This window comes from Rheinheimera aquimaris (genome assembly GCF_020531985.1).
GTDB classification, from domain to species: domain Bacteria; phylum Pseudomonadota; class Gammaproteobacteria; order Enterobacterales; family Alteromonadaceae; genus Alishewanella; species Alishewanella aquimaris.
This window is the reverse complement of record NZ_JAJAVQ010000002.1, coordinates 408,432-429,782: the sequence shown is the minus strand read 5'-3', so window position 1 is coordinate 429,782 and position 21,351 is coordinate 408,432. Positions and strand designations below refer to the sequence as shown.

Here is a 21,351-nt window from a genome sequence, read left to right as displayed (position 1 = left end):
CTGAACCGCCGTTATTACTCTAGCGAACCTCCTCGCGCAAAGGAAAATACACGCAACACCAATGGCATCGCCGCCAGTACAGCGCTAAAAATAGCAAATAGCGTCTGGAATGCTTCTGTTGCAGTGTAAGCAAGCCCTGCCAACAGCAAAAACAGCACAACCAGTAACGGGAAGCGGGTATATTTCCAAATACTTTCCGATGCCTCGCCAATCCAGCTTCTGACTACCTCTCTGTCTTCGGCAGTACGAACAAATTTTTGGAAACTATGATTAGCCAGGTGCCAGCCTTTATCGCAGAAAATAAAGCCGCGCCGCACCAGATGATCCAACGGAATATAATTGCGTGGGTTGGGTAAATGCTCATTAGCAATATTAATCATCAACAACCGCTCCTGAGTCGTGCATAGCTCCCAGCGATAACGGTAGTGTGCCCCAGCAGCCGTGCCAAAAAAGTCAATGACTTGATTAGCGCTCCAATTAAGATTGATAGAATTAATCACAGAGATAATATTGACTCTGTTTTTATTATCGAAAGAGTTCATCAGTGAGCTATCGACGTCGATTTTTGTCAGTGCATCCAACAACTCCATACAGGATTTAAAGTGACCTTGCTGAACTGCTTCATCTTCATCGCCTTGTTTAGAAATCAGGCTGAAATACCCTTTTTCGTCGCGTTGAAGGTAGACGTTTTGTTGCTTTACCGCAAAGTGGTACGCAAAAAATTCAACAGCAACCCTTTTAAGCTCAGGCCATGCATTAGCTTCGTAAAGCAATACATTTAATGCGCTGGCTTTTGGTCTAAACTCTCTTGCACATGGCACCCAGTCATATACTTTCACAAAATCACGTAGTAGTTCAGACCATGCCAAAATTTCAGCTTCATCAGGTTTGTCTTCAGCTTTTAGTGGCACTGGATAAGCTTCAGGGTGCGTTAGCCGGTACAGCGGTGCTATTTCAACCACCAATATCAGATTTATTTCACCCTGCTGCTTAAGGCGCTGCAAAAGAGCCAAGGCTTTAAGTCGCTTGCCTTTTTCTAAAGCCAAAGTCTCAAAGCCTGACAGTGCTAAAGTGCGCTTATCACTGCTACTTTCTTTGGCAGCTTTGACAGCCTCCCATTCCCGCATTTCTTGCACTGAATGCAGGGTTAAACCTGCTAAACCTGCAGCCTGAAGCAGCGGCTTATCTTTCTCGTTAACTTTGCCACTAAGAACAGCCTGCATTGCCGCTGCAGGTCTTATTAACTGCACATAGAAACACTCATTATCTAACGCCTTATAACCGGACATAATGCGGGCGATGGCATGATAGAGTTCATATCCATTGTTAGAAGATAGTGGCTGTGTATTTGGATTGATACGGAAGTTCGGTGGCTGATCAAGCCCCATTAATCGGCGCCATACCCAATAACGCAGCAGCAAATAAAGTAACAGCAACACAACCAAACAAGCCAAGCTCAAAATCAACAACAAGGTGCTGCTGAGGCCGCTTTTAATAACTGCACCTGGCGAGTCAAAGGTGTCAAATTCTGATGAAACAACGTTATGCGCTTGTGTTGTTTTTCCATTCGACTTAGATTCGACTGCATCCCATGATAATGCCGCCAAAGCCCAAACCTCATTGAGCAACGTCATGTCCAAGCTATAATTTTGCCATACAAAGTTTATAAACGAGTTATCGACACTTAAGTTTTTCAGCGCCGAATTGCGCAGCTTAGATATAGAACCCGAATCACATTCAGCGCTCCAGATACCTGCCCTAATTTCAAAGCCAAAACAAGGAACCTTCAGGTGTAGGTCATCTTTGATACCATCATAAATGGTGTCGCTTAAATTTCGCAGTGTAGCTTCTTGCTCTGAAATCCTGGAAGCAACATAAAGCCTGTTCAAATAATTGTATTTGTTTGTAAGGTAGTTGGCCGAGTAATACCCCGCAGCAACACTAAAAAAAGATATGGTTATCAATGCAACCGACAACCAGCCGATTATATAAAGGTAGGCATAGCGTTTTGCGAAAGCAGCCCTCTTTTGGCTTGGCCAAATTATAGCGGCAATAAACTGAGTACCATGTGGCGTTACCCTTATGAGTAAATACACAGCACACACCACTAACACAGTCAGGCAAAATGCAAAAAAAGCCGCCGACATATTTAACAAGCGAAATGGCGCTTTGTCATACATAACTACTAAGGTCCATGGCACATTTTCATGCAGACGACTGACTGCAAAACGGTAATCATGACCTTTATAAATAACATCAAGTGGCTGTGCTTGCTTTTGCCGTTGATAAGCCAGAGCTTTCAGCCGCCCATTATTATCAGTATCAACAAAGATATTATCTATCTTGCTGTATCGACTGTCGCTGTGCATCAGCACTTCACCAGTATAATTATCAAATACCAAAAACTGAAAATGGCGCGGCAATACTGGCTGGGTAAAGGTTAGTAGTTGGCCACCAACGATCATTATTTCACGTTGATCATTTGGCGCCGTGGGACTTTCGAACAATGGTATACCAATCCAGGTATTTAAGCGCAAATCCCGTTTATTCAGCACCTGCTCAATATACATATTGTTTCTGCAATCTGGAGCGAAGGGCACGCCATCCAACTGTTTGCAGCTAAAAGCGTTGTTGACATAGTGTCGGCCAGTTAATGGAATAAATTCGCGCGAAGGACTAAATTGACGCATGGAGCTCCAGAATGCCAAGCCTGTAAAAAAAGGACGCTCCGGAGCAGAAAGTTGCTCAGGGTCTGCTTGTAACTGTGACTGTTGTTGTTGCTGTAAATCCTTCCATAAAGTAGTGGCTGAGTCTAACAGAGTTGGTTCCGCATAATTACTCGCATCCGGTTTTCCATCTTCCTCACTCTCTTTAGATGATACTTTTTGACTTGGGAGCGTTAACTGAAGCTTTTGTATTAATCGTAACCGAAGCTGTTCATTAGCCGAACGATACTTTAATCTCGCTACGCCCTCGGGCCAATACCTCCCGCTATGAGTAGAATATCTTTGTTTAGACTTATCTGCTTCTTGTACGGCACCAAGTTGTTTAAATTTTGGATGGTCAGAGAAAAGTCTGTCACCAACAAACTGCTCAGCTGTATTATCCATTTTTTCAGCTAAACCTTTCCATGCCGATAATTCTGAAGAGAACCCAGTCTGCATATCCCGATTGACAGCTTTTGCTATAATATCCAGTTGATGCTTGATTCCGTTGTAATGCAAAAAATGAAACAGTGCTAAGCTAAGTGCGGTTATCAGCATAACTAAGCCCAGCACTAGAGTATGAGTGTCAGTCCGGCTAAATGTCTGGCTATAGCCAACCAATCTGATTTTTATCAGCGGCAAAAAGGCTACCAGCACCACTACCATCAGCATTAATAGCAGTACAGTGCTGCCAGAAACGGCCATTTTATTAAGCGTCAGTACATCCCGCGCTTGTACAGCAAATAAGTAATACACCGCGCCGTTATTAATTTGCGGGTGGCGCCATGGCGTCATAAAAATTCGATATGACTCGCCTGCCAGCTCAGTATCAAAGTAGCGCGAGTGAAATAAGTTAAGCGGTGTACCGCGAATACTGTCGGTGTCGGCAGTCTTTGCAGCTTCAATTAAACCGGTATTAAGCTGCACATGTTGGGTTTGAACCGACTGACTAGCGCCACTTCCGCCGGTTCCCGCAGCGCTTTTAATCACCTCGGATAAGTTTTCGAACCTTAAGCCCTGATGCCGGGCACCCAGTGCCAGATTCTCAGCCCTAAATAACCTTTCCCCACTGCTATCAGTTAGCATTACGAGTGGCACTAATGGCGATGCGGTTAAAAAATCTTCCAGCGGCACTATCATGCCGTAGGGCTTATCTGCCATCTCGGCTCGTTTTTCAACAACAAACAAGCTGGTTTTGCCATCATGCTGGTCAATTCTACTATTGCAGTTTTTACCACAGTCGCCGTCAGGTCGAATTAAATTAATATTGGAAAATTTTATCTTCTGCAGTGATGCGGCAACTTTGAGGTAGTCAGAAATACATAATGTAATATTCTTATCGTCATTATTGTTGTCGGAAGATAAATAGTTAATAAAACATTGATTTGGTAAAGTAATTTTTGCAGGTGTCGGCAATGTCGCTGCGGATGTACCACCCGAGTTAGTAGCCTTCTCTAGAACGGAATCATTAACCGAAAAATACAATACATTCCATTGGCGTCTAAGTGAGTAAAACTCAACATCCATTCGTTCAACATCTTTATGAAGCTCTTCACTCTTCGCTTTTTGGGTTCGCCAGTTTTTAAACAATTCGTCTTCTGGATCAAACTTAAAAATTTCAACTAATTCGTTGATAAGCTTTTCTATGTCTAGATCCCTTTCGCTTTCAAGCGACGGCATGCTTGTAATCTCAGAGCTTCTCCCTTGCTCCGCTTTCTTGTTATTAAATAATTGAGGACCGCTAACCACGTTTTTCAACGAAGACTGCATTTCATTCTTAGTAGCATCAATTTTGTCTTCAAGTAGTTTATTTGTCCCCGTAGAAAACTCACTTGCCACAGGCGGAGGTGGTTTAAGCAGAGCCTTGCTCTTATGAATCTGTTTTATTTTCTCAGTTAGCTGAGAGAACTCTTTCTTAGCAGAAGCCAAGTCACCTCTCTTTGAAACTAATTCTTTATATTTTGTAGTAACGTCTTCGCTTAAATTTTTTATTTCTTCTATCTGCTGTTGCTCTTTTTTCTCCACTTTTAGCCACAATGCTTTTGCTCTTAAAAGTTCAAAATCAGTCAAAGTAGACTTAACACCCACAGTCAGCGAATCAACACTTTGCGTTAACAAAGTGCCATAGCGCTGAAGCTCACGAAAATGGAGTTGGTTTTGGTAGGTTTCGTTCTTTTCGATTTTGTAATAGTAGAACAGCGCGGTTAGCGCTGTTGCGACTATTAAACTGAGGGTAACGACTAATACACCAGTATAGCGTTTACGGTGCGAGTCCATTTCACACCCCTCTCACATTGGTTAATTTTTAACCAATAAAGGATAGTGTGAACTTCATTTTTTGCCACAAAAATGAACAATAAATGAACAAAGAGGTTCTCTATACCTTAACCAATCGCCGACACTGGCAGCATTTCTCCGGCAGCCGGCTGAGCATTGGTGAAACAGAGTATAGTTGTCAGCCAGCAGCCTGGCTGACACAGTAGCCAAAACACAGCACTATTAGTTCTTCCCTGCGGTACCAAATTTCTCATGCTCGCCAAGCTCCGGTTGCTCGCCGGTAAGCCTGGCCTTCATGGTTTTAATGCTGTTTACCATCTTGCTACTGCTGCTGTCCCAATGCTCACCGCGCTTAATTTTAATCTCAAGCATACCGACATTAGGAGACTCTTTGCCTTGCGGAAACCAGGCGGCGACAAAACTGTTCCAGTATTTATCAATCAGCTTTTTATCCCGAGTGGCCCTGCCTGTGCCGGTCAGTGAGACATAAGTCTGGCTGTCAGGGTCTGCAAAACTCAAGCAAATGTCATGATCTTGCTCCAGTTCGAGTACCTTTTCTGACTCAAGGTCAGTGTAAAACCAAAGTGTGCCGTCGTATTCGTCCTGCACCAGTACCATAGGGCGGGCACGCAGTTCGCCGCCGTGATGCGTGGTTAACATACCGGTGTTGATTTTCTTGATCAGCTGCCAAATTTTTTGCTTATGCTCCGGACTGGACATAGTTCCTCCTCGTTGCCTGAGATCACATTAGTTTGTCAAAACCATAACAAGTAAAAATGCTGCTTATAAAGCATAGAGACCGAGGCCTAAGTACAAGTTCAGCTTAATTTTCAACAAATTTAAAATGCTTGATTTACAAACAGCAGCACGTCTGGACTGGATGTGATTTTAAAATTAAACGGGCGGCCTGAGGGCACTTTGCAATCAGTACTAACAAGAGTAAAGATACATGCGTAGCATTTGCCAATTAGCAACCCGGTTTAAGCCATTGTGTGTGTTATAACGGTTGTATTACAGCCCTGCCATAAGCGATAAAAGCGCAGACAGCTGCTACCACCAGCCAGTAGATAAGCGGGCTATAACTGCTGCCAACAGCATTAAGGTGCACGGCTGAGAGCATTAGCATCTCTAAGGCGATACACACCGCAGCAACAGGAATCAATATCGCCAACGGTTTGTAAAACACCGGTAATATCAGGCATAGGCTGCACAGCAGCTCTATACCGCTCATTGTCAGCCACAGGCTATTCGAGATCGCGGCTAAAGAAGGCATAGTATGCTGGGCAGAATGTGAGAATTTCCACACTGCGCCGGCGGCAGTGTGCAGTGCAAGCAAGATTTGCATCAGCCATAGCAGGATATTCATGCTGTTACTCCGTTATTGGTATTAATCAACTGGATGTCAAAACTATCCAGCGCAGCTCTGTCCATCACTATATTCACGGTGGCAATTTTGCCGTCTGCAACGGTAAAGCAAAATGCCACCATCGCCTTACCGTTGACGCCCCAGGTACCGCCCGCAAGGCCATTTATCATCGCCAACTGAGCACCAGCCGCCCGACCTTTAAAGGTTGCCGCCACCTTGTCAGCGCCCCTAATTTCAGGCGCAAACTCTGGTGCGCCTTTGGCTTTATTGGCGGTACTGATTTTAATCGCAGTAGCATCAGCGCGTAGCACTACGTCAGGATGCAGTAGCCGGAGCAGCGCATCAAAGTTACCTTCACGCGCAGCCAGCAAGAACGCAGCAACGACGCTTTGCTGCCGCTCAGCGTCTTGCTCTGCAGTGGTTGCTCCGCGAATACGACGACGGGCCCGGCTAGCATGTTGCCTGGCCGACGCTTCCGGCAGTTCCAGAATGGCGGCAATCTCAGCAAATGACAGCTCAAATACATCATGTAGTACAAAGGCAACCCGTTCAGCCGGCGTCAGCATATCCAGCAGTAACAGCAGCGCGGGCCCGATTAAATCCAATTGCAGCAACTCGGCTTCAATGTTGTCTGCTGCGTCAGTGGCAATTTCTGCAACATTATCATCAATAGCTTCATGATTAGATTTTCGCGCGCGTAACATATCAAGACACACCCGCGCTACCACAGTAGTCAGCCAAGCGGTAAGGTTTTCAATACTGGCCGCTTCTACCCGATTAAGCCTGAACCAGGCTTCCTGTACCGCATCTTCAGCTTCGCTGCCCGAGCCGAGCATACGGTATGCGACCTTATGTAAATGCTGCCTTGATGCTTCAAACTGCTGTGTTAAATAATGTTGTTCTGTCATGCAAAGTCATATCCTGTCGGTTTACTCAGTGTCATTTTTTTACTTATCTATTGCTATGACGTAGCGCAATGTAAAAACGTGACAACATTTACTGCACCAGCAAAAAAATAAAACTAATACATTGAATTATAATGACATTACCTAGCTATCTATTTAAGGCGGGAGGAAATAACACTTACACTGCGTTGGCGATCCGCTGCCCGGCAGTCGCATTTTGCGCTAGTTGATTAACCATCAAGCGGAAATACAAACCTTGCTGCTGCAGCATCAACTCTGTATGTGAGCCATGCTGCACTATATGGCCATCTGACAACACCAGAATACGATCAGCTTCAACGATAGTGGAATAACGATGGGCAATAATAAATGTAGTACGCCCGGTCATCAGGGTGCTTAATGCTTGCTGCACTTTAGCCTCGCTGGCGCTGTCCAGCGCACTTGTGGCTTCATCCAGAATCAAAATTCTGGGGTTGCGTAATAAGGCCCTGGCAATGGCGATACGTTGTTTCTGCCCGCCTGACAACTGCACTCCCCTGTCACCGACCACCGTATGATAACCGTCGGGAAAACGCTGAATAAATTCGTCGGCGTTTGCCAGTTCGGCGGCCTTAACAATCTCGCTGGCGCTCACCTCACGTCCAGCGACGGCAAAAGCTATATTATCGTAGATACTACCGGAAAATAACGACGGCTCCTGCTCCACAATGGCAATGTTGTCCCTAACACACTTTACGTTTGACGGCTGCATAGTGATGTTATCAAACGTAATACAGCCTTCGCACGGCATATAAAACCCTAATATCATGTTAGCGATAGTGGATTTACCCGCACCTGAAGAACCTACTAACGCCACCTTTTCACCGGCGTTGACGGTAAAACTGATGTGCTGTAACGCCCGCTGCGTTGAACGCTCTGGATAAGCAAAAGACACATTGTCGAAACTGACATTACCGGCTAACACCAGAGGTGTTTGCTGGGCTGGCTCTTCAGGTGTTGCAGTTGTAATAATGTCAAATACTCTGTCTGTTGCGCCAATAGTCCGCATCCACTCAGTCCAGAAATCACCGATAGCAGAAGCAGCGCTGGTTACCATGCCGGCGTATAGGATAAAACTGGTGAGCTCCCCTATCGACAGGCTGCCACTACTGATCAAGGTTGCCCCAAACCACAGCGTTACCAATAAAGTCAGATAAGTCAGGAAAGACGTTAAACCATGAAAGTATGCAAAAAATTTTGCGCAAGCGACGGACACATTCAGTGCACTGTCGGTCGCAGAGGCGTAAGCACTTCTTGCCGTTTTTTGCTGATTAAAAGCATGCACTAAACGAATATTGGAGAAATGCTCGTGGGCAACCTTGCCGCATAATGCCTGTTGCTGCTGCATGGCATTGGCCCGTTGCGTTATCCGCCGGCCCACCCAGCGCCCGAGGTACAAACTTAAGGGGACAAAAAACACTAACATCAGGCTAAGTGCAGGTGAAATTAACAACAACATAACGACACCGCCTACAAAGGTCAGCGCAGCCCTTAATGAGATCGCTAATCCCATCGTAAGAGTGTCGTGTAGTATCTCAACATCTGCTGATAAGCGGTTAGTCAGCTCACCAACATTGTGCTTGTCATAAAATCCTATCGGCTGACTGAGCATGGCATTATATACCTGCTGCCTGACCTTACTGACAATCATGTATCCCGTTGACTCGAAACAGTAGTAACGCATTGCGGTGGCCACTGCCTGTACAGAAAGTAGCAGTAGCATGACAATGGCAAAAGTACTGTACCAACTGCTGTCTTGCTGCAGTTTAATATTGTCAATAAAGTAAGCCAGTGCTTTAGGGTAACTGAGCTGAATGACAACGGTCAGCAGCATTATCACTAACCCAAGCATTAAACGCGCGCCATAACCTTGCAGCAGCATAAAACGTTTGTAATGCCGGCTTCTGTTAGCGGATTCAGGTTTACTCACCCTGCTCTCCGGTTGCCACTTGAATGGCCAGCATCTGTTCGCGAAAACTTTGCCAGTTCTCATCGCCTAAGGTGCCGCCCGCTTGCAGGCGGGCTTCATGGTCAATAAATAAATAGAACGGCGACACTTGTCTGGGGTTTAGCGCTTTGTAATGCTTTGGCCGGGTAAATACCGCACGTTGCTGCAAAGCAGCACTGGATAAAAACCGTTTAACACGCCATGAACTTTCGCTGCTTACGAGCCAGACATGCAGTTCGGCAGCGGCGGCCAGCGGCAACAGCGCTTCCACCTCGGATTTCTTTTCTTCACACTTAGGACAATGACTGGATAAAAACACCAGCACTGCAGGCTGTTCGCCGGCATTAAAACTTATGCGCTGTTTGGTATGTAATAAAGTCGCCGACATTGTCGGTATCACAGCCTGCAGCGGCGGCGTTAACGGCAGTGCTTCGGCCATGGGTAAACGCTGCAAGACCCGCATGATATTCAGTGTTAGCATCAGATTTAATGTCAGACTGAACAACATGATGCCCAGAACAATGTACATCACTGCGGCGTCCATCAGCGCCCAGCCTCTGCGGTATCAAACAGTTGCAGCATAATATCGCTGAAGTTTACCGTTATCAGGGCCACCAACACTGCCAGGCCAGCAGCTAACAACTGCAGTGGTGTAGCGATACGAAAGGCCGTGTCATTTAACCAGAAACAGCCCAGAAAAACAGCTATTAACCAGCCGTTACGCATCAGATCGTAATCCGTTACCGGGCGATCCGTTTCGCCAAAGCAACTGCATTTAACCGCACCGGCGCTAACATAGCGCTGTAACAATACCAAGCTAAATAACGTGAACAACACCGCGGCCACAGCTATTGCCCAGCGACTATTGAGCAACAATATACCTAACGCCAGAACCCATTCCAGCAGCAAAATACAGGGGGCAATAGCACGACTTACCGCTGGAGGAATAAGAAAAGACTCTGTCAGTTGCGACAGAAAATACGTATAAGTACGACTTTTCCCCCAGGCAGCCGCCAACAGGATAAAACCCAGATAGAAACGCAGTAACTCAGCCAGAAATGGCGCATAGCTAATCATTCTGAATTGCCCTGTGTCCACTGCGCCATACCGTTTTCATTTTGTAACCTGCTGTGACGCAGGTCACGGCTGACCAGCAGCACGTCCTGCCAAGGCTGATCTGCTGACTGGCGTAAAGCACCGCCTACTTGCTGCTGTATGTTGACTGACATTTGCCAAACCAAAGTGTCGATATCAGGCACCGTTGCCAGTTGCAGCCCCAGTTGTTTCAATTCATCCCGTGTCATGGCATAGCTATGCGAGTGGTAACCAAACATTAATTTTTCAATAATGGCTAAGCGCGTAGCCGGATCCACCATTGGCAACTGGTGCTGCAACAACTCCGCTGCTATCTGCTTTAATTCCAGTGTTGTACGATAAAATGCGGTGAGTGTTGGTGGAAAAATGCTGCCACATAACATCGACAACAGCTCCACTTTGTTTTCATCAATATTGATATCAAACCAGTCCCGCGCCATCTGATTGAACTGTTTTATATCCTGGCAGGACAGAGCTGATGTACCGCCTTCAGCATCAGTATTGCCTGCCAGATGCGGATCCAATGGTGAAAACACGGCCATTGGCCCGGCCACTATTTCATCTGCCGCCAAGATCAGTAACGTAGCTGCCGACTGGCAATAATAAGGCACTATCACAGTTAGATGAGCGGTAAACTGACGCAATAACAACGCAATACGTCGCGCCGCGTTAACCTCACCACCGTGACATTGCAACACGACATCCAGCCGTTTTGTTTGGCCTATAGCAAGCAATTGCTCATACAGTTTTGGCAGCAAGCCCATATCGAGTTGGGATGCTGACAGCACTAAAACGCGGCTATTGCGATAAAGCTCTAACTCAGTAAGCAGGGATTGCATGGGCTGCGCGATTAACTGCGGCATTGCGCCTCCGCTGCCAGTGTGGCGGCCACAGCTTTGACCAGTTGGAACTCAGGAATTAACTGCTCAACATACAAAAACTGACCATTGGGGTTATTCTCAAGAAATACATATTCGTCCTGTGGCGTAACGATAAGATCCAGCGCACTGAAATTTAAACCGTAACTGCTGACAAATTCCCGACACCGCTGCGCAATGTCTGCAGGCAACTGTGTTGCTTCATAAATAATGTTAGCGGAGATGTCTCTTGAATCTACTGCGGTTCTGACATCGTCCTGAGAATGTATTTTAGCGGCAAAAGTTTCTCCTGCGATTACCGTCACTCTAAGCTCATATTGTTTATCAACATATTCCTGAAAATGACAGGGCAATTCATTGACAGCTTCCAGATTATTCATCATGGCATCGTCAATAATAGTAGTCGGAATACCTTCTGCTATACGCTCAGATTCGGCTACTGCGTCAGCCGCCAGTGACGAAGACGACAATGGCTTGAAAATAATCTCGCCGGGTACTTGCTGTTTAAATACCCGTACTTGCTGTGCACAGTTTGTAACAAGCGAGCGCGGCACATTAAAACCAAACTTTGTTGCCCGATGTAATTGCTCGGCTTTCCACATAGCCCCACGTAATTGAATAGGATGGCTCATCCAATAACAATCCAGCGGATACAATAAGCCAAATAAGGCGTGTTCAGTTTCCAGCTTGGCGTATGCCAGTTCCTGTGGTGCCAGATCGTTGCTGATAAATGCATAATCTGCCGGCTTTCTTAGCCAGATTGCGCCAACTTCATCTAAATTTAAACATTGTCCGGACGGTAGATGAGTAATGTTGCTGATTAATTTTCCATGCCAGAATAACTGCACAATCTGATAGTCTCGCGGAAAACAATCAAGATCAATTCTGAACGGCTCAGCGTGGTAATCATTTAGATAAGGGGTAACTAAATCCGCATGAAGGTCGAAACTGTTGCTGACAATTAAGACGCGCTTTGTCATCACTACTCTCTGCAAACGCTAATATAAAGCCTTGCAATGCAAGGCTTAAACATCAACAAGACTTAGCAATACATGCCGCTGTCACTGTAACGGAAGTTTCTGACAGGACCAGTGCAGCCAGCAACAGCCACCCCATCCCGGGCTTTCCATTGCGTATCAGTTTTAGCGGCTTGATTTTTTTCGGCTAACTTAAATGCAAATAGCTTTTTTTCGTTTTGCTTTTTCATATGTTCACCTTGTTATATTGTTAACACTCTCTCCAAAAACAACGAGAGAAAAACAAAACTACCGCCATAAATTAACCCGGTCAACACAAAAAACAAATTATCAACAATTAAAATTTCAAACAATTTATCTATAGTTAACTTTATTTACTGACTGGCTTTCACATAGCGCACAATATTGATAAAAGTGTCTGTCCAGTAAATATCGCGATTCGCCGCCAGATAGGCCAGCAATTCCTCATGGGCCTGGTCAGATACACTGAGATGATCGCCACCTATGCCATGAAAAGTAAAATTGACCATGGTACCGCGCTGTGCCGCCTGTTTAACCAGATCTATCAGCTCTGCACCACTACTGCCCACCGGGGCGATAACCGGCACAGAATACACATCAAACTGCGCCATATCGGCGACGATGCCACCAATCTTCGCTTTTATGCCAACAAAATCATTAACCAGCAGTGGCAGGTAAGGCTGGCCGCCTGCCAGCGCATCACCACACGGAGCGGTAAAAGTACGCTCGGTTTCACCGTCAATAGCGAACAGCATGCTGTTACCCAAGCGAATTTGCTGAACCAGCTGCTGCGCACTGAGTTTATCCAAATCATTTTCAGCCGCTACCCAATCACGGCCCGGTTTGCTGGCAGAGCATTGATGGAACAGCGTATGGTTACCCAGTTCATGCCCCTGTCTGGCGGCAGCGCGCCAGTCGCTCAAACGTATTGTTAACAAAGGGCTGGCCAACTGCAGGTAAAAACTGGCTTTAAGCCCATGCGCATTCAACGCAGGCAAAGCGGTATCGAGCTGCGACGCTAAAGTATCATCGTACGCCAGGCTAACGGCCGCCTTTGCGCCATTTGGCCAGGCGAATCCGGCCTGAACGGTATTGACCGAACTGGCGATAACACTGCACAGCAGTGCATAAATAATCCTTCTCGACATAGGGTTCTCCGGTTAGCTGTTACTACCCTAAACCAGTGAAGCGCTACAGTAAATGTCAGCAACACGCAGACAAGCCGGTTGCAATGCTCTACCATAGCCATCAAGACTGCTAGAACCGGATAGATCATGCAAATTACCTCTGAATGGCTGACCCTGGATACCGCTACCGGCAGCATGCGCTGCCAGTTATTCCGCCCGCACAACAGTAACAAGCGTTACCCGGCCATACTGTTCTACTCAGAAATTTTTCAGATCACCGCGCCTATTGCCCGCACGGCCGCAATGATGGCCGGCCAGGGCTTTCTGGTGCTGGTGCCGGAAGTATTCCATGAATTAAATGCCGCAGGCACCGTGCTGGCTTACGATGATGCAGGCAAAGACAAAGGTAATGCTGATAAATGGGCTAAACCTTTAAGTAGCTACGATAGCGACAATGCGGCCATGCTCAGCTACCTGCAAAAACGTAGTGACTTTAACGGCAAAACCGGTGCTATGGGCGTCTGTATTGGTGGCCATCTGGCATTTCGGGCGGCATTAAACCCGGCGGTAAATGCCGCATGTTGCCTGTACGCCACCGATCTGCACAGCAACACGCTACTGATCGGTAGTGCGAAACAGACGCTGGACTGCGCCAGTGAGATACAGGCAGAACTGCTGATGATTTGGGGGAAGCAAGACCCTCATATCCCTGCAGAAGGCCGGGCAAAAATATATCAGGTACTAACGCAGGCCGGTTGTAACTTTAGCTGGCACGAAGTTAACGCCCAGCATGCGTTTATGCGTGATGAAGGTGAACGCTATGACCCGGCACTGGCACTCTGGGTGTACCAGCAAGCCCGGGAACTGTTTCAGCGCATGTAAGTTTCAAGCTGACCATGCCAGCTTGTTATTACAGGCTGGCGACGCACTCTATTTCTACCTTAGCGTTCAGCGCCAGCCCGCTGGCAGCAAAAGCGCTGCGTGCTGGCAATGGTGCCGTGAAATAGCCTTTGTAGATTTCGCTGGCTTTGGCCCAGTCTTTAATATCAGCCAGCATCAGGGTGCACTTGGTAATATCTTTTGTCGTTAAATGATGCTGCTGCAGCACTGCCATAATGTTGTCCATCGCTTGAGTCATCTGGCTTGTGATGTCATTACCCGCCAGCGTCATAGTACCGGGGAAATTACCAATCTGCCCCGATAACCACAGCATACCGCCAGCCTCACGGGCGGCTGAGAATGGTAAGCGCTCGTCATCGCCACGGTAAACGAAGCGGCCATTTTTAATCACATGCGCAATATCGCTGCTGCGGCGAATATCGTCCAGCGGGTTAGTGTTTAATACCAGTAAATTCGCTTTTTTACCTGCGACAACCGTACCTACATCCTTGTCAATGCCTATTGCTTTGGCACTATTAAGAGTGGCGGCTTGCAGCGCCTGCGCCGGCGTCAGACCGCCCAGCTCTGTCAGTAAACGTAACTCGTGATGCAACATCGGCAATGCCACTGTATCATCAAACGCATCAGTGCCTGCAGCCAAGGTGATACCGAACTCGCGCGCTAACTTGGTTAGAAAGACACCATGCTGAAACATCACTTCACGGTTTGGTCCCTGGTTGCGGTGTTGTTCAAACACTGTCAGTGTCACATCAAGAATAGTATTGTGCTGCTTGATACTTTTGAGCAGTTCCGTGTAGCGTGCGGCGTCGAATGAAGCAGTTTTAACGGCACCATCTATTTCAGCATTTTTACGCCGCCAGGCTTTATAATCGCCAATCACTTCAGCGGATAGATCCGGCACATGTGATATCACTTCAACACCAGCATCAACCACTGCGGAAGGTTTATCCGGCCCGATATAGGCATGAGACCATACTTTTAAGCCAGCCCGTTTGGCCGCTGCCGCAAGCTTTTTTACTGTGGCAGCAGGGACATCGGCATAGATTTTTATCCCCGAAGCCCCACTGCCAAGGGTTCGCTGCATTAATGCATCTACATCAGTGTTTTCATCAACAGCTCGCATCCAGTCGGTCTCTCCAGGCGTTTTGCCTTTTGCTGCCGCTGCGGTTCTTGGATCGCTGAAAAAGCTGTTGCCGCCCAGAATGACTGAATAATAAATATCCGGTGCCTGAATTAAATCCAGCTCAGCACTGCGTTTAAGTCCCGCCAACACACGCACATCACCGGCCATATCGCGCACAGAGGTGACACCGCCACGCAGCAGTTTTTGTAGGCGTTGATGTGTGATAACGGCATTGTTATAGCCTTCCGGCTCGGTGGCATGATGCACGTGCGCATCAATCAAGCCTGGCAGCACGTACTTGCCGGTCAGATCGACCTTTGTATAGTGTTTGGGAATAGCTTTACTGTCGGGTTGAATGGCTGCAATTCTGTCATCCTGTAGCAAAACTGTCTGATTGGACTTTACCGTCAGCCCCTCAACGTCTATCAGATTTACTCCGGTCAGAGCAATGCTCGCCGCAGCAGCTGGTAAACTGAGTATCGCAGCCATCATAAACAGCGGTGTAATTCTGCGCATTATGTCACCTCTTATTGTTGTTATTGTCTCCACTATATAACGTCGCTTGGTCAGAACGCAGTCATCTTAACGGGGAAATGCTGCATTCGGCCGTATGCGCTGCATGCCAGCCACAGCACTAAAGTACTAAACCGCTTTAAGGTTATCACTCCTATAGTAAGGAGCGTCGGGGGTTGTAGCTTAGGGGTTGCTGGTAACAAGGTGTAAAGCTGCGTCGCCTCCGGGTCATACAATAACAATGATAAGGATAAGACGACGTGAAAAAACATGCTTACTATGCTGCAGCCGCTCTGGCTCTTGCTTCAAGCTGCTTTAGCGCACTGGCTGGCAGTTGGCAACAGAATGTCGCCACAGGCGGCTTTAATAAGGTACATATTTACACCCCAGATTCGGTCTCAGCCATCGGCCAGGGCCGGGGCCTGCTGCTGGTCTTACACGGCTGCACCCAGGCTGTTGATGCTTACCTGACAGCCAATCTGGCGCAGGCAGCAGAACAATATGGCTTGGTGATCGCGGTGCCGGACGCTATGAATAAAGCCGGCTTCGGCTGCTGGTCTTACTGGCAGGGTACTAAAGCGCGTAGCGCTGGCGACTACAAAAATCTGATATCACTTGCCACCACCTTAACGGCTAACAGCAGTTATCAAATTGACCCGAATCAGGTGTATATCGCCGGTTTATCTTCCGGCGCAGCCTTCGCCAATACTACGGCCTGCCTGGCGCCGGACATTTTTGCCGGCATGGGCGTCAGTGCAGGCCCCAGTATTGGCACCAGTTCCAACGGCGCTTTAGGCCCTTGCGAGAGCGCTGATGTTGCCAGTCGCTGTGCCCAATATGCCGGCAGTTACGCCAGCCATTTTAGTAGTCAGATAGCCTCTATTGCCCAGGGCCGTAGCGATACCACGGTGAATCTGTGTTACAACGAGCAAAATGCCACCGGCATGGCCGACTTATACAACGTCGCGCGGCTTAGTGGCGAAAACCTGATTAGCGAAGGTGCCGGGCGCACTGCCGATGAAAGCCTGTGGCAGGATGGCCGGGTATCCATGCTGTGGCTTAATAATGTTAATCACGCCTGGTCTGGTGGTCAGGGCGCCAGCGGGGCCTATATCAGTGGCAGTGGTATTAACTATGCCAGCTATCTTGGACAGTATTTTCGTGACAATAACCAGAGAGTAAACCGTAATAGCGCACCTGAGCTGACTAATATCATTGTCAACCAGAACAACAGCACTATTAATGTCAGTGGCAACGTTAGCGATGCAGATGGCGACAGCATTACTGTCAGTGCCAGCTTTACCGATAGCCTGAATCAGACGCAAGATGTCGCTGCAGTGCCAGATGCCAACGGCAACTTTAACCTTAGCAGCCCTGCGCTGCCTGACGACTGGTACCAGCTGACAGTTATCGCGACCGACAATGTCGGCCTGAGCAGTGCGCCGTACCAGACATCGGTCTTACTTGGCCCACCACCACCAGCCAGCGCACCTGAACTCACCAATCTTAATGTAACAACAGACGGCCAGTGCGCTACCGCCACCGGCCGGGTATTTGATCTGAACCGGGATCTGGCCGGTGTCAGTGCCGACTTTTCCAACGGCAGGGTCGATGCCACTATAACGGGCGACCAGTTTAGTGCCCGTGGCTGCAATCTGCCCGGAGGTGTCAACACAGTGTTGATTACAGCCTCTGATAATGAAGGCCTGTATACAACTGAGCAGGTGAGCTTTGATATTGATGCCGGGCAAAACGCTACACTGGATCAACATATCAGCGCTGGCCGGCTGGACTATACCAATTATGCCAATTGTTATCTGGAATACAGCACAGCCAGCTTTATTTTGCGCGAACAGCACGTAAGCGGCAATCAATGCCGCTGGCAGGATGATGACGGCAGCTGTTTTGGCCCGACACAAAGTTGCAGCAACAACGGCGGTGGTGACAGCGAACCACAACCAGCAGACTGTGTGCAATTTAGCACCAACAACTATAGCCATAAACTGGCTGGCCGGGCTTATAGCACAGGAAACCCTTATGCACCGGATTACTTTGCCAGCGGCAGCAATACGGCATTAGCGGGCTCTACCTGGGGTATCAACACTTTACACTCAAGCAACAGCGATTACTGGCAAGTAGGTAATTGCCCACAGTAAGATGCTGTAAAATCGTTAAAACAACGTTATGCTAAAGCCCGTAACTACTAACGGGCTTTTTAATTAAGGAACCCTGCAATGACAACTGCTTTATATGCTGCACTGCTTGCGCTGTTTTATATCGTGATGAGTTTTAAAGTGGTCGGTAAACGTCGCAAATACCAGGTTGGGATCGGCAGCAATGGCGAAATGGCACTGGAGCGGGCCATACGGGTGCATGGCAATTTTGCCGAGTACGCTCCTTTTGCTTTACTGCTGATGTTTCTGGCTGAGTACAGTGGTTTGGCGCCGCTGTATATTCATATTCTGGGTGTCGCCTTAATCATAGGCCGCTTAAGCCATGCCTGGGGTGTACGCCAGATGAAAGAGCCGCTGGGCTTTCGGGTATTTGGCATGATACTGACATTCAGCGTTATGCTGCTATCCGCCATCGCTATTATTGTGCTGTACTGTTCACGCTTGCTGCTGTGGTAAGTACAGCTTGTTGTCGCAGCGGCTCCAATTCCTGCAGCCGCTGCTGGTAAACGGCATAATCCGTCACCGCAACGCTGTTCACCAGTTTACCTAAAGGGTTATACAGACCACTGTACCAGGGCCTTGCTGGCATCGTTTCAGCGGTTATTTGTGCCAGTAACAAACTGGCCCGGTCGTTACTGCTGGCCTGCGGCAACAATAGTGGCTGCAGTAACAGTAATACTGTTGCATCCGTCAGGCTTTGCTCAGTTTTCACCGCCTCTGGCTGCAGCACAGTATTAATGACCATATTGCCAAAAGCCCATTCGCCAGCAAGCGCTTGCTCTAGACTGAGTTCTATATTGTCAAAAGGCTGTGACCAGAGAGCAGGCATGGCGGTGCCGCGCACAGCTACAGGCAGCTGCTGCAGTATGATACTGGCCACAGCAAAATGTTTTTTGATTGCACTGACACTGACCATTTTGCCAAGCAATAACTGGTTGCTAGCCAGAGTGCGGCGCCAGAACTGCAAGTCTTGTTGTAGCAGCGACTGCACTGCTGCAGTATCTTGCTGCAGGGCTGCCTGCCAGGCCTTTAACAACCACAACTGCTGTGCCTGTAACAGTGGCTGGTAAGACGGTATGACATCCATGGTGGCAGGCACCGGTTCATACCAGTACTCAAACTGTTGTAAGCGCCGGTAAAAATCGGCCATCGGCTGGTGCTCAGCAATTACAGTAGCCAGCTGTGGCTGCAATTCAACCAACGCGCTGTGGCAGTCTTGGCCGCCGCATTGCCGGGTCAGATTGGCCAGTAGCGCGGATACGCTTAGCTCGTTATCTGCGCTGTGGTCAGAAAAGTACCGGTAGCCGTTGTTATCCTGGCTCAGCTGCGGCGGCGCCTGCAGGTGCTGCTGTAACACCAGCGCCGCAGCCGAAGGTTGTTCATCCTGCCAGTTAATGGCCAGCAACAACAAGTAACATGTAGCTACAGCGCCAAGCAGTATCACCAGCGTTTTTAGCAAATACCCAACCGCTTTTGCCAATTGCATGCTTGATCCTTTTATGCAAAACCAAGTTTGTTACACAGCGCTAACAGTTAACATATTTTCGCTGCACCTGTACAGCATAGATCAACGCAACCGTTAGCTATTGCTCTGTAAGGTAATAATGTTTAGCTTAGGTACAGCATGCACAGCAAAGCGCAGGAATCTCAGTGCAACAGACCAGATACCTTAGTGACAACCGCTTAATCAGTACAGCCGAATATCAAACAGCGGCTGAGCAATATCGCGGCTTATTGCTTTGTCCGCTTTGCGGAGAAAAAGCCTGGTTTATCAAGGAAGTCAGTAGCGAAAACATCAACCGTGCGGCCTGTTTTGCTGCACATCACCAGCAAGGTTGTGAAGCCGCAACACTGCGACTGAATACAGAAGATGATACGACTGACAGCAACAAAACAGACAAGGTACGCGAGCCCTCTGCCCGCTATGCGCCTGCGGGTTTGTGGCAAAGCATAAAAGCGCCGCAGCTTGGCGGCGTCGACGGTTATGATGTTAGTACCGCTTTGCGCCAGTTATTAAGCCATCTGTGCCGTAACCGCGATTTTGCCAACCAAGGGCAGAAAATTCAGCTGCTGACAGCTGCCGGGCGGGAGCTGATAGCCGGCAAGCTGGCCGATTATCTGGTACATATCAACGACATCAGCGATAAACATTTACAGGCACTGTATATTTTCTGGGGCCAGATAAACAATGTCAATGAGCGCGAGTTTGAAAACCCAGTGGACGATGAGCTGTGGTTAAACACCGGCGACTACCGTAAAGAGCCAAGTGTATTTATCGATGCTGATTTGCGTTACAGCTTAATACGCCGGTTTAAGCTGACAGATTTGGATGCGTTAAGCGGCGCGGACTTTATCTTGCTCGGGCACGCAGGTAAATCGCCACAAGGCAAATTTACGCTGCATATCGCGATGAGCAAGTACATTGCCTTCAGGCTTTACGGTGTAAGTTAATTAAACAGCCCGGCCAATGCCGGGCTTAACTACTGGCGGGATGCTTAAGCTACCATAGCCTGACAGGCCTGTGCACAGCTGCGGCAGGCATCTGCACACTCCACGCAATGGTCATGCTCATGCGTAGCACACTCGGCGGCGCAAGCTTCGCATAACTCTGCGCATAGCTGGCAAATATCACTGACATGCTCACTGCTGCGGGCCATTGCTGCGGCGGCAAACCGGCACAAGGCTGCGCAATCGATATCCAGCCTGATACAACGCTCCATCATCGCCACATTATCTTCCTGCAAACAAGCGGTAGAACAATGGTCGCAGGCATTGGCACATTTCTGACAAGCGTCAATGCAAACCCGGTATTTTTGATGTGACATAGTAATGTCTCCCTCAAATTATTAAATCTAATGACCGCTGAATTTCATTGATATATCGTTCAACACTTTGCCTGCTGTTTCCGGCTTCAAGTACTTTGCCAGATCACCCAGGCTAACCACGCCAACCAGTTTTTTCTGTGCATTTACCACGGGCAGACGCCGTACCTGTTTCTCACCCATATTACGGGCCACTTCTTCTATATCCTGTCCTTCTTTGCAGTAAAGCAAATCATCGGTCAGGATGTCTTCAACTGTAGTGCTTTCAATATCTTTACCGGCTGAGACTGCCCGCAACACTATGTCGCGGTCTGTAAGTGTACCTTTTAGCTCGTCATCTTCGCCGGCCAGTAAAAAGCCTATTCCCTCCCTGGCCATGCAGGCAGCGGCCTCTTTAATAGTGGTTGATGGTTTAATCAGCACAGGATTGGTTGTCATAATGTCTTTGATATTCATACTGGACTCCTTTTGTTGTAAGGGC

General features: G+C 48.0%; 20 protein-coding genes. 5 read left to right on the top strand and 15 right to left on the bottom strand.

Features of this window, described 5'->3' with window-relative positions; genetic code table 11:
- Window positions 1-14: 14 nt before the first annotated feature.
- Window positions 15-4,982, bottom strand: a complete 4,968-nt coding sequence (locus LHL18_RS06890; protein ID WP_226766349.1) for a hypothetical protein — start codon at window positions 4,980-4,982, stop codon at window positions 15-17.
- A gap of 83 nt (window positions 4,983-5,065) precedes the next feature.
- Here LHL18_RS06890 and LHL18_RS19660 point away from each other — a divergent pair, with 83 nt between their 5' ends.
- Window positions 5,066-5,188 carry a hypothetical protein gene (locus tag LHL18_RS19660; protein WP_264190100.1) on the top strand — a complete coding sequence of 41 codons (123 nt, stop codon included), beginning with the start codon at window positions 5,066-5,068 and terminating at the stop codon, window positions 5,186-5,188.
- Between the two features lie 16 nt (window positions 5,189-5,204).
- On the opposite strand, the gene LHL18_RS06885 is transcribed toward LHL18_RS19660, so the two are convergent.
- From LHL18_RS06885 to LHL18_RS06840, 10 genes are all read right to left on the bottom strand, one after another.
- Complete coding sequence (locus LHL18_RS06885) at window positions 5,205-5,702, bottom strand: pyridoxamine 5'-phosphate oxidase family protein (protein ID WP_226766348.1); 498 nt, start codon at window positions 5,700-5,702, stop codon at window positions 5,205-5,207.
- Window positions 5,703-5,979: 277 nt separating this feature from the next.
- On the bottom strand, window positions 5,980-6,348 hold the full coding sequence (locus tag LHL18_RS06880) for a hypothetical protein (RefSeq protein ID WP_226766347.1): 369 nt from the start codon (window positions 6,346-6,348) through the stop codon (window positions 5,980-5,982).
- Window positions 6,345-7,256: a sigma-70 family RNA polymerase sigma factor gene (locus tag LHL18_RS06875; protein ID WP_226766346.1), complete on the bottom strand. Its 912-nt coding sequence runs from the start codon at window positions 7,254-7,256 to the stop codon at window positions 6,345-6,347. The genes LHL18_RS06880 and LHL18_RS06875 overlap by 4 nt, the downstream gene beginning before the upstream one ends.
- A gap of 175 nt (window positions 7,257-7,431) precedes the next feature.
- Complete coding sequence (locus LHL18_RS06870; RefSeq protein ID WP_226766345.1) at window positions 7,432-9,222, bottom strand: ABC transporter ATP-binding protein; 1,791 nt, start codon at window positions 9,220-9,222, stop codon at window positions 7,432-7,434.
- Entirely contained in the window at window positions 9,215-9,772 is a 558-nt protein-coding gene (locus LHL18_RS06865) for a hypothetical protein (RefSeq protein WP_319004166.1), read from the bottom strand. The genes LHL18_RS06870 and LHL18_RS06865 overlap by 8 nt, the downstream gene beginning before the upstream one ends.
- Before the next feature lie 11 nt (window positions 9,773-9,783).
- Window positions 9,784-10,317, bottom strand: a complete 534-nt coding sequence (locus LHL18_RS06860; protein ID WP_226766344.1) for a MauE/DoxX family redox-associated membrane protein — start codon at window positions 10,315-10,317, stop codon at window positions 9,784-9,786.
- Window positions 10,314-11,198 (bottom strand): SDH family Clp fold serine proteinase, encoded by an 885-nt coding sequence (locus tag LHL18_RS06855; protein ID WP_226766343.1) that lies wholly within the window; start codon window positions 11,196-11,198, stop codon window positions 10,314-10,316. The genes LHL18_RS06860 and LHL18_RS06855 overlap by 4 nt, the downstream gene beginning before the upstream one ends.
- The gene (locus LHL18_RS06850) at window positions 11,186-12,193 is read right to left on the bottom strand and encodes an MvdC/MvdD family ATP grasp protein (RefSeq protein ID WP_226766342.1); all 1,008 of its coding nucleotides are present in this window, start codon (window positions 12,191-12,193) and stop codon (window positions 11,186-11,188) included. Before LHL18_RS06850 ends, LHL18_RS06855 begins: the two co-directional genes overlap by 13 nt.
- 62 nt (window positions 12,194-12,255) lie before the next feature.
- Window positions 12,256-12,420, bottom strand: coding sequence for a hypothetical protein (locus LHL18_RS06845; RefSeq protein ID WP_226766341.1), 165 nt, complete (start codon window positions 12,418-12,420; stop codon window positions 12,256-12,258).
- 144 nt (window positions 12,421-12,564) lie between these two features.
- Window positions 12,565-13,359 (bottom strand): polysaccharide deacetylase family protein, encoded by a 795-nt coding sequence (locus LHL18_RS06840; RefSeq protein ID WP_226766340.1) that lies wholly within the window; start codon window positions 13,357-13,359, stop codon window positions 12,565-12,567.
- A 126-nt stretch (window positions 13,360-13,485) separates the two neighbouring features.
- On the opposite strand from LHL18_RS06840, the gene LHL18_RS06835 reads away from it, so the two are divergent.
- A complete protein-coding gene (locus LHL18_RS06835; protein ID WP_226766339.1) occupies window positions 13,486-14,220 on the top strand; it encodes a dienelactone hydrolase family protein in 735 nt (244 codons plus the stop codon).
- Between the two features lie 28 nt (window positions 14,221-14,248).
- Here the strand turns inward: LHL18_RS06835 and LHL18_RS06830 are convergent, their stop codons facing one another.
- A complete protein-coding gene (locus LHL18_RS06830) occupies window positions 14,249-15,877 on the bottom strand; it encodes an amidohydrolase family protein (RefSeq protein ID WP_134052910.1) in 1,629 nt (542 codons plus the stop codon).
- Between the two features lie 257 nt (window positions 15,878-16,134).
- Here LHL18_RS06830 and LHL18_RS06825 point away from each other — a divergent pair, with 257 nt between their 5' ends.
- Both LHL18_RS06825 and LHL18_RS06820 read left to right on the top strand, forming a co-directional pair.
- Entirely contained in the window at window positions 16,135-18,030 is a 1,896-nt protein-coding gene (locus tag LHL18_RS06825) for an extracellular catalytic domain type 1 short-chain-length polyhydroxyalkanoate depolymerase (RefSeq protein ID WP_226766338.1), read from the top strand.
- 78 nt (window positions 18,031-18,108) lie between these two features.
- Entirely contained in the window at window positions 18,109-18,504 is a 396-nt protein-coding gene (locus tag LHL18_RS06820; protein WP_226766337.1) for an MAPEG family protein, read from the top strand.
- Here LHL18_RS06820 and LHL18_RS06815 read toward each other — a convergent pair.
- Complete coding sequence (locus LHL18_RS06815; RefSeq protein ID WP_226766336.1) at window positions 18,467-19,534, bottom strand: hypothetical protein; 1,068 nt, start codon at window positions 19,532-19,534, stop codon at window positions 18,467-18,469. The two genes, LHL18_RS06820 and LHL18_RS06815, sit on opposite strands and share 38 nt — an antisense overlap.
- Before the next feature lie 164 nt (window positions 19,535-19,698).
- Between LHL18_RS06815 and LHL18_RS06810 the strand changes: the two genes are divergently transcribed.
- Complete coding sequence (locus LHL18_RS06810; protein ID WP_226766335.1) at window positions 19,699-20,499, top strand: hypothetical protein; 801 nt, start codon at window positions 19,699-19,701, stop codon at window positions 20,497-20,499.
- A gap of 44 nt (window positions 20,500-20,543) precedes the next feature.
- Here LHL18_RS06810 and LHL18_RS06805 read toward each other — a convergent pair whose 3' ends face one another.
- Both LHL18_RS06805 and LHL18_RS06800 read right to left on the bottom strand, forming a co-directional pair.
- Window positions 20,544-20,873: a four-helix bundle copper-binding protein gene (locus LHL18_RS06805; RefSeq protein ID WP_226766334.1), complete on the bottom strand. Its 330-nt coding sequence runs from the start codon at window positions 20,871-20,873 to the stop codon at window positions 20,544-20,546.
- 27 nt (window positions 20,874-20,900) lie between these two features.
- Window positions 20,901-21,326: a CBS domain-containing protein gene (locus LHL18_RS06800; protein WP_226766333.1), complete on the bottom strand. Its 426-nt coding sequence runs from the start codon at window positions 21,324-21,326 to the stop codon at window positions 20,901-20,903.
- Between the last annotated feature and the right edge of the window lie 25 nt (window positions 21,327-21,351).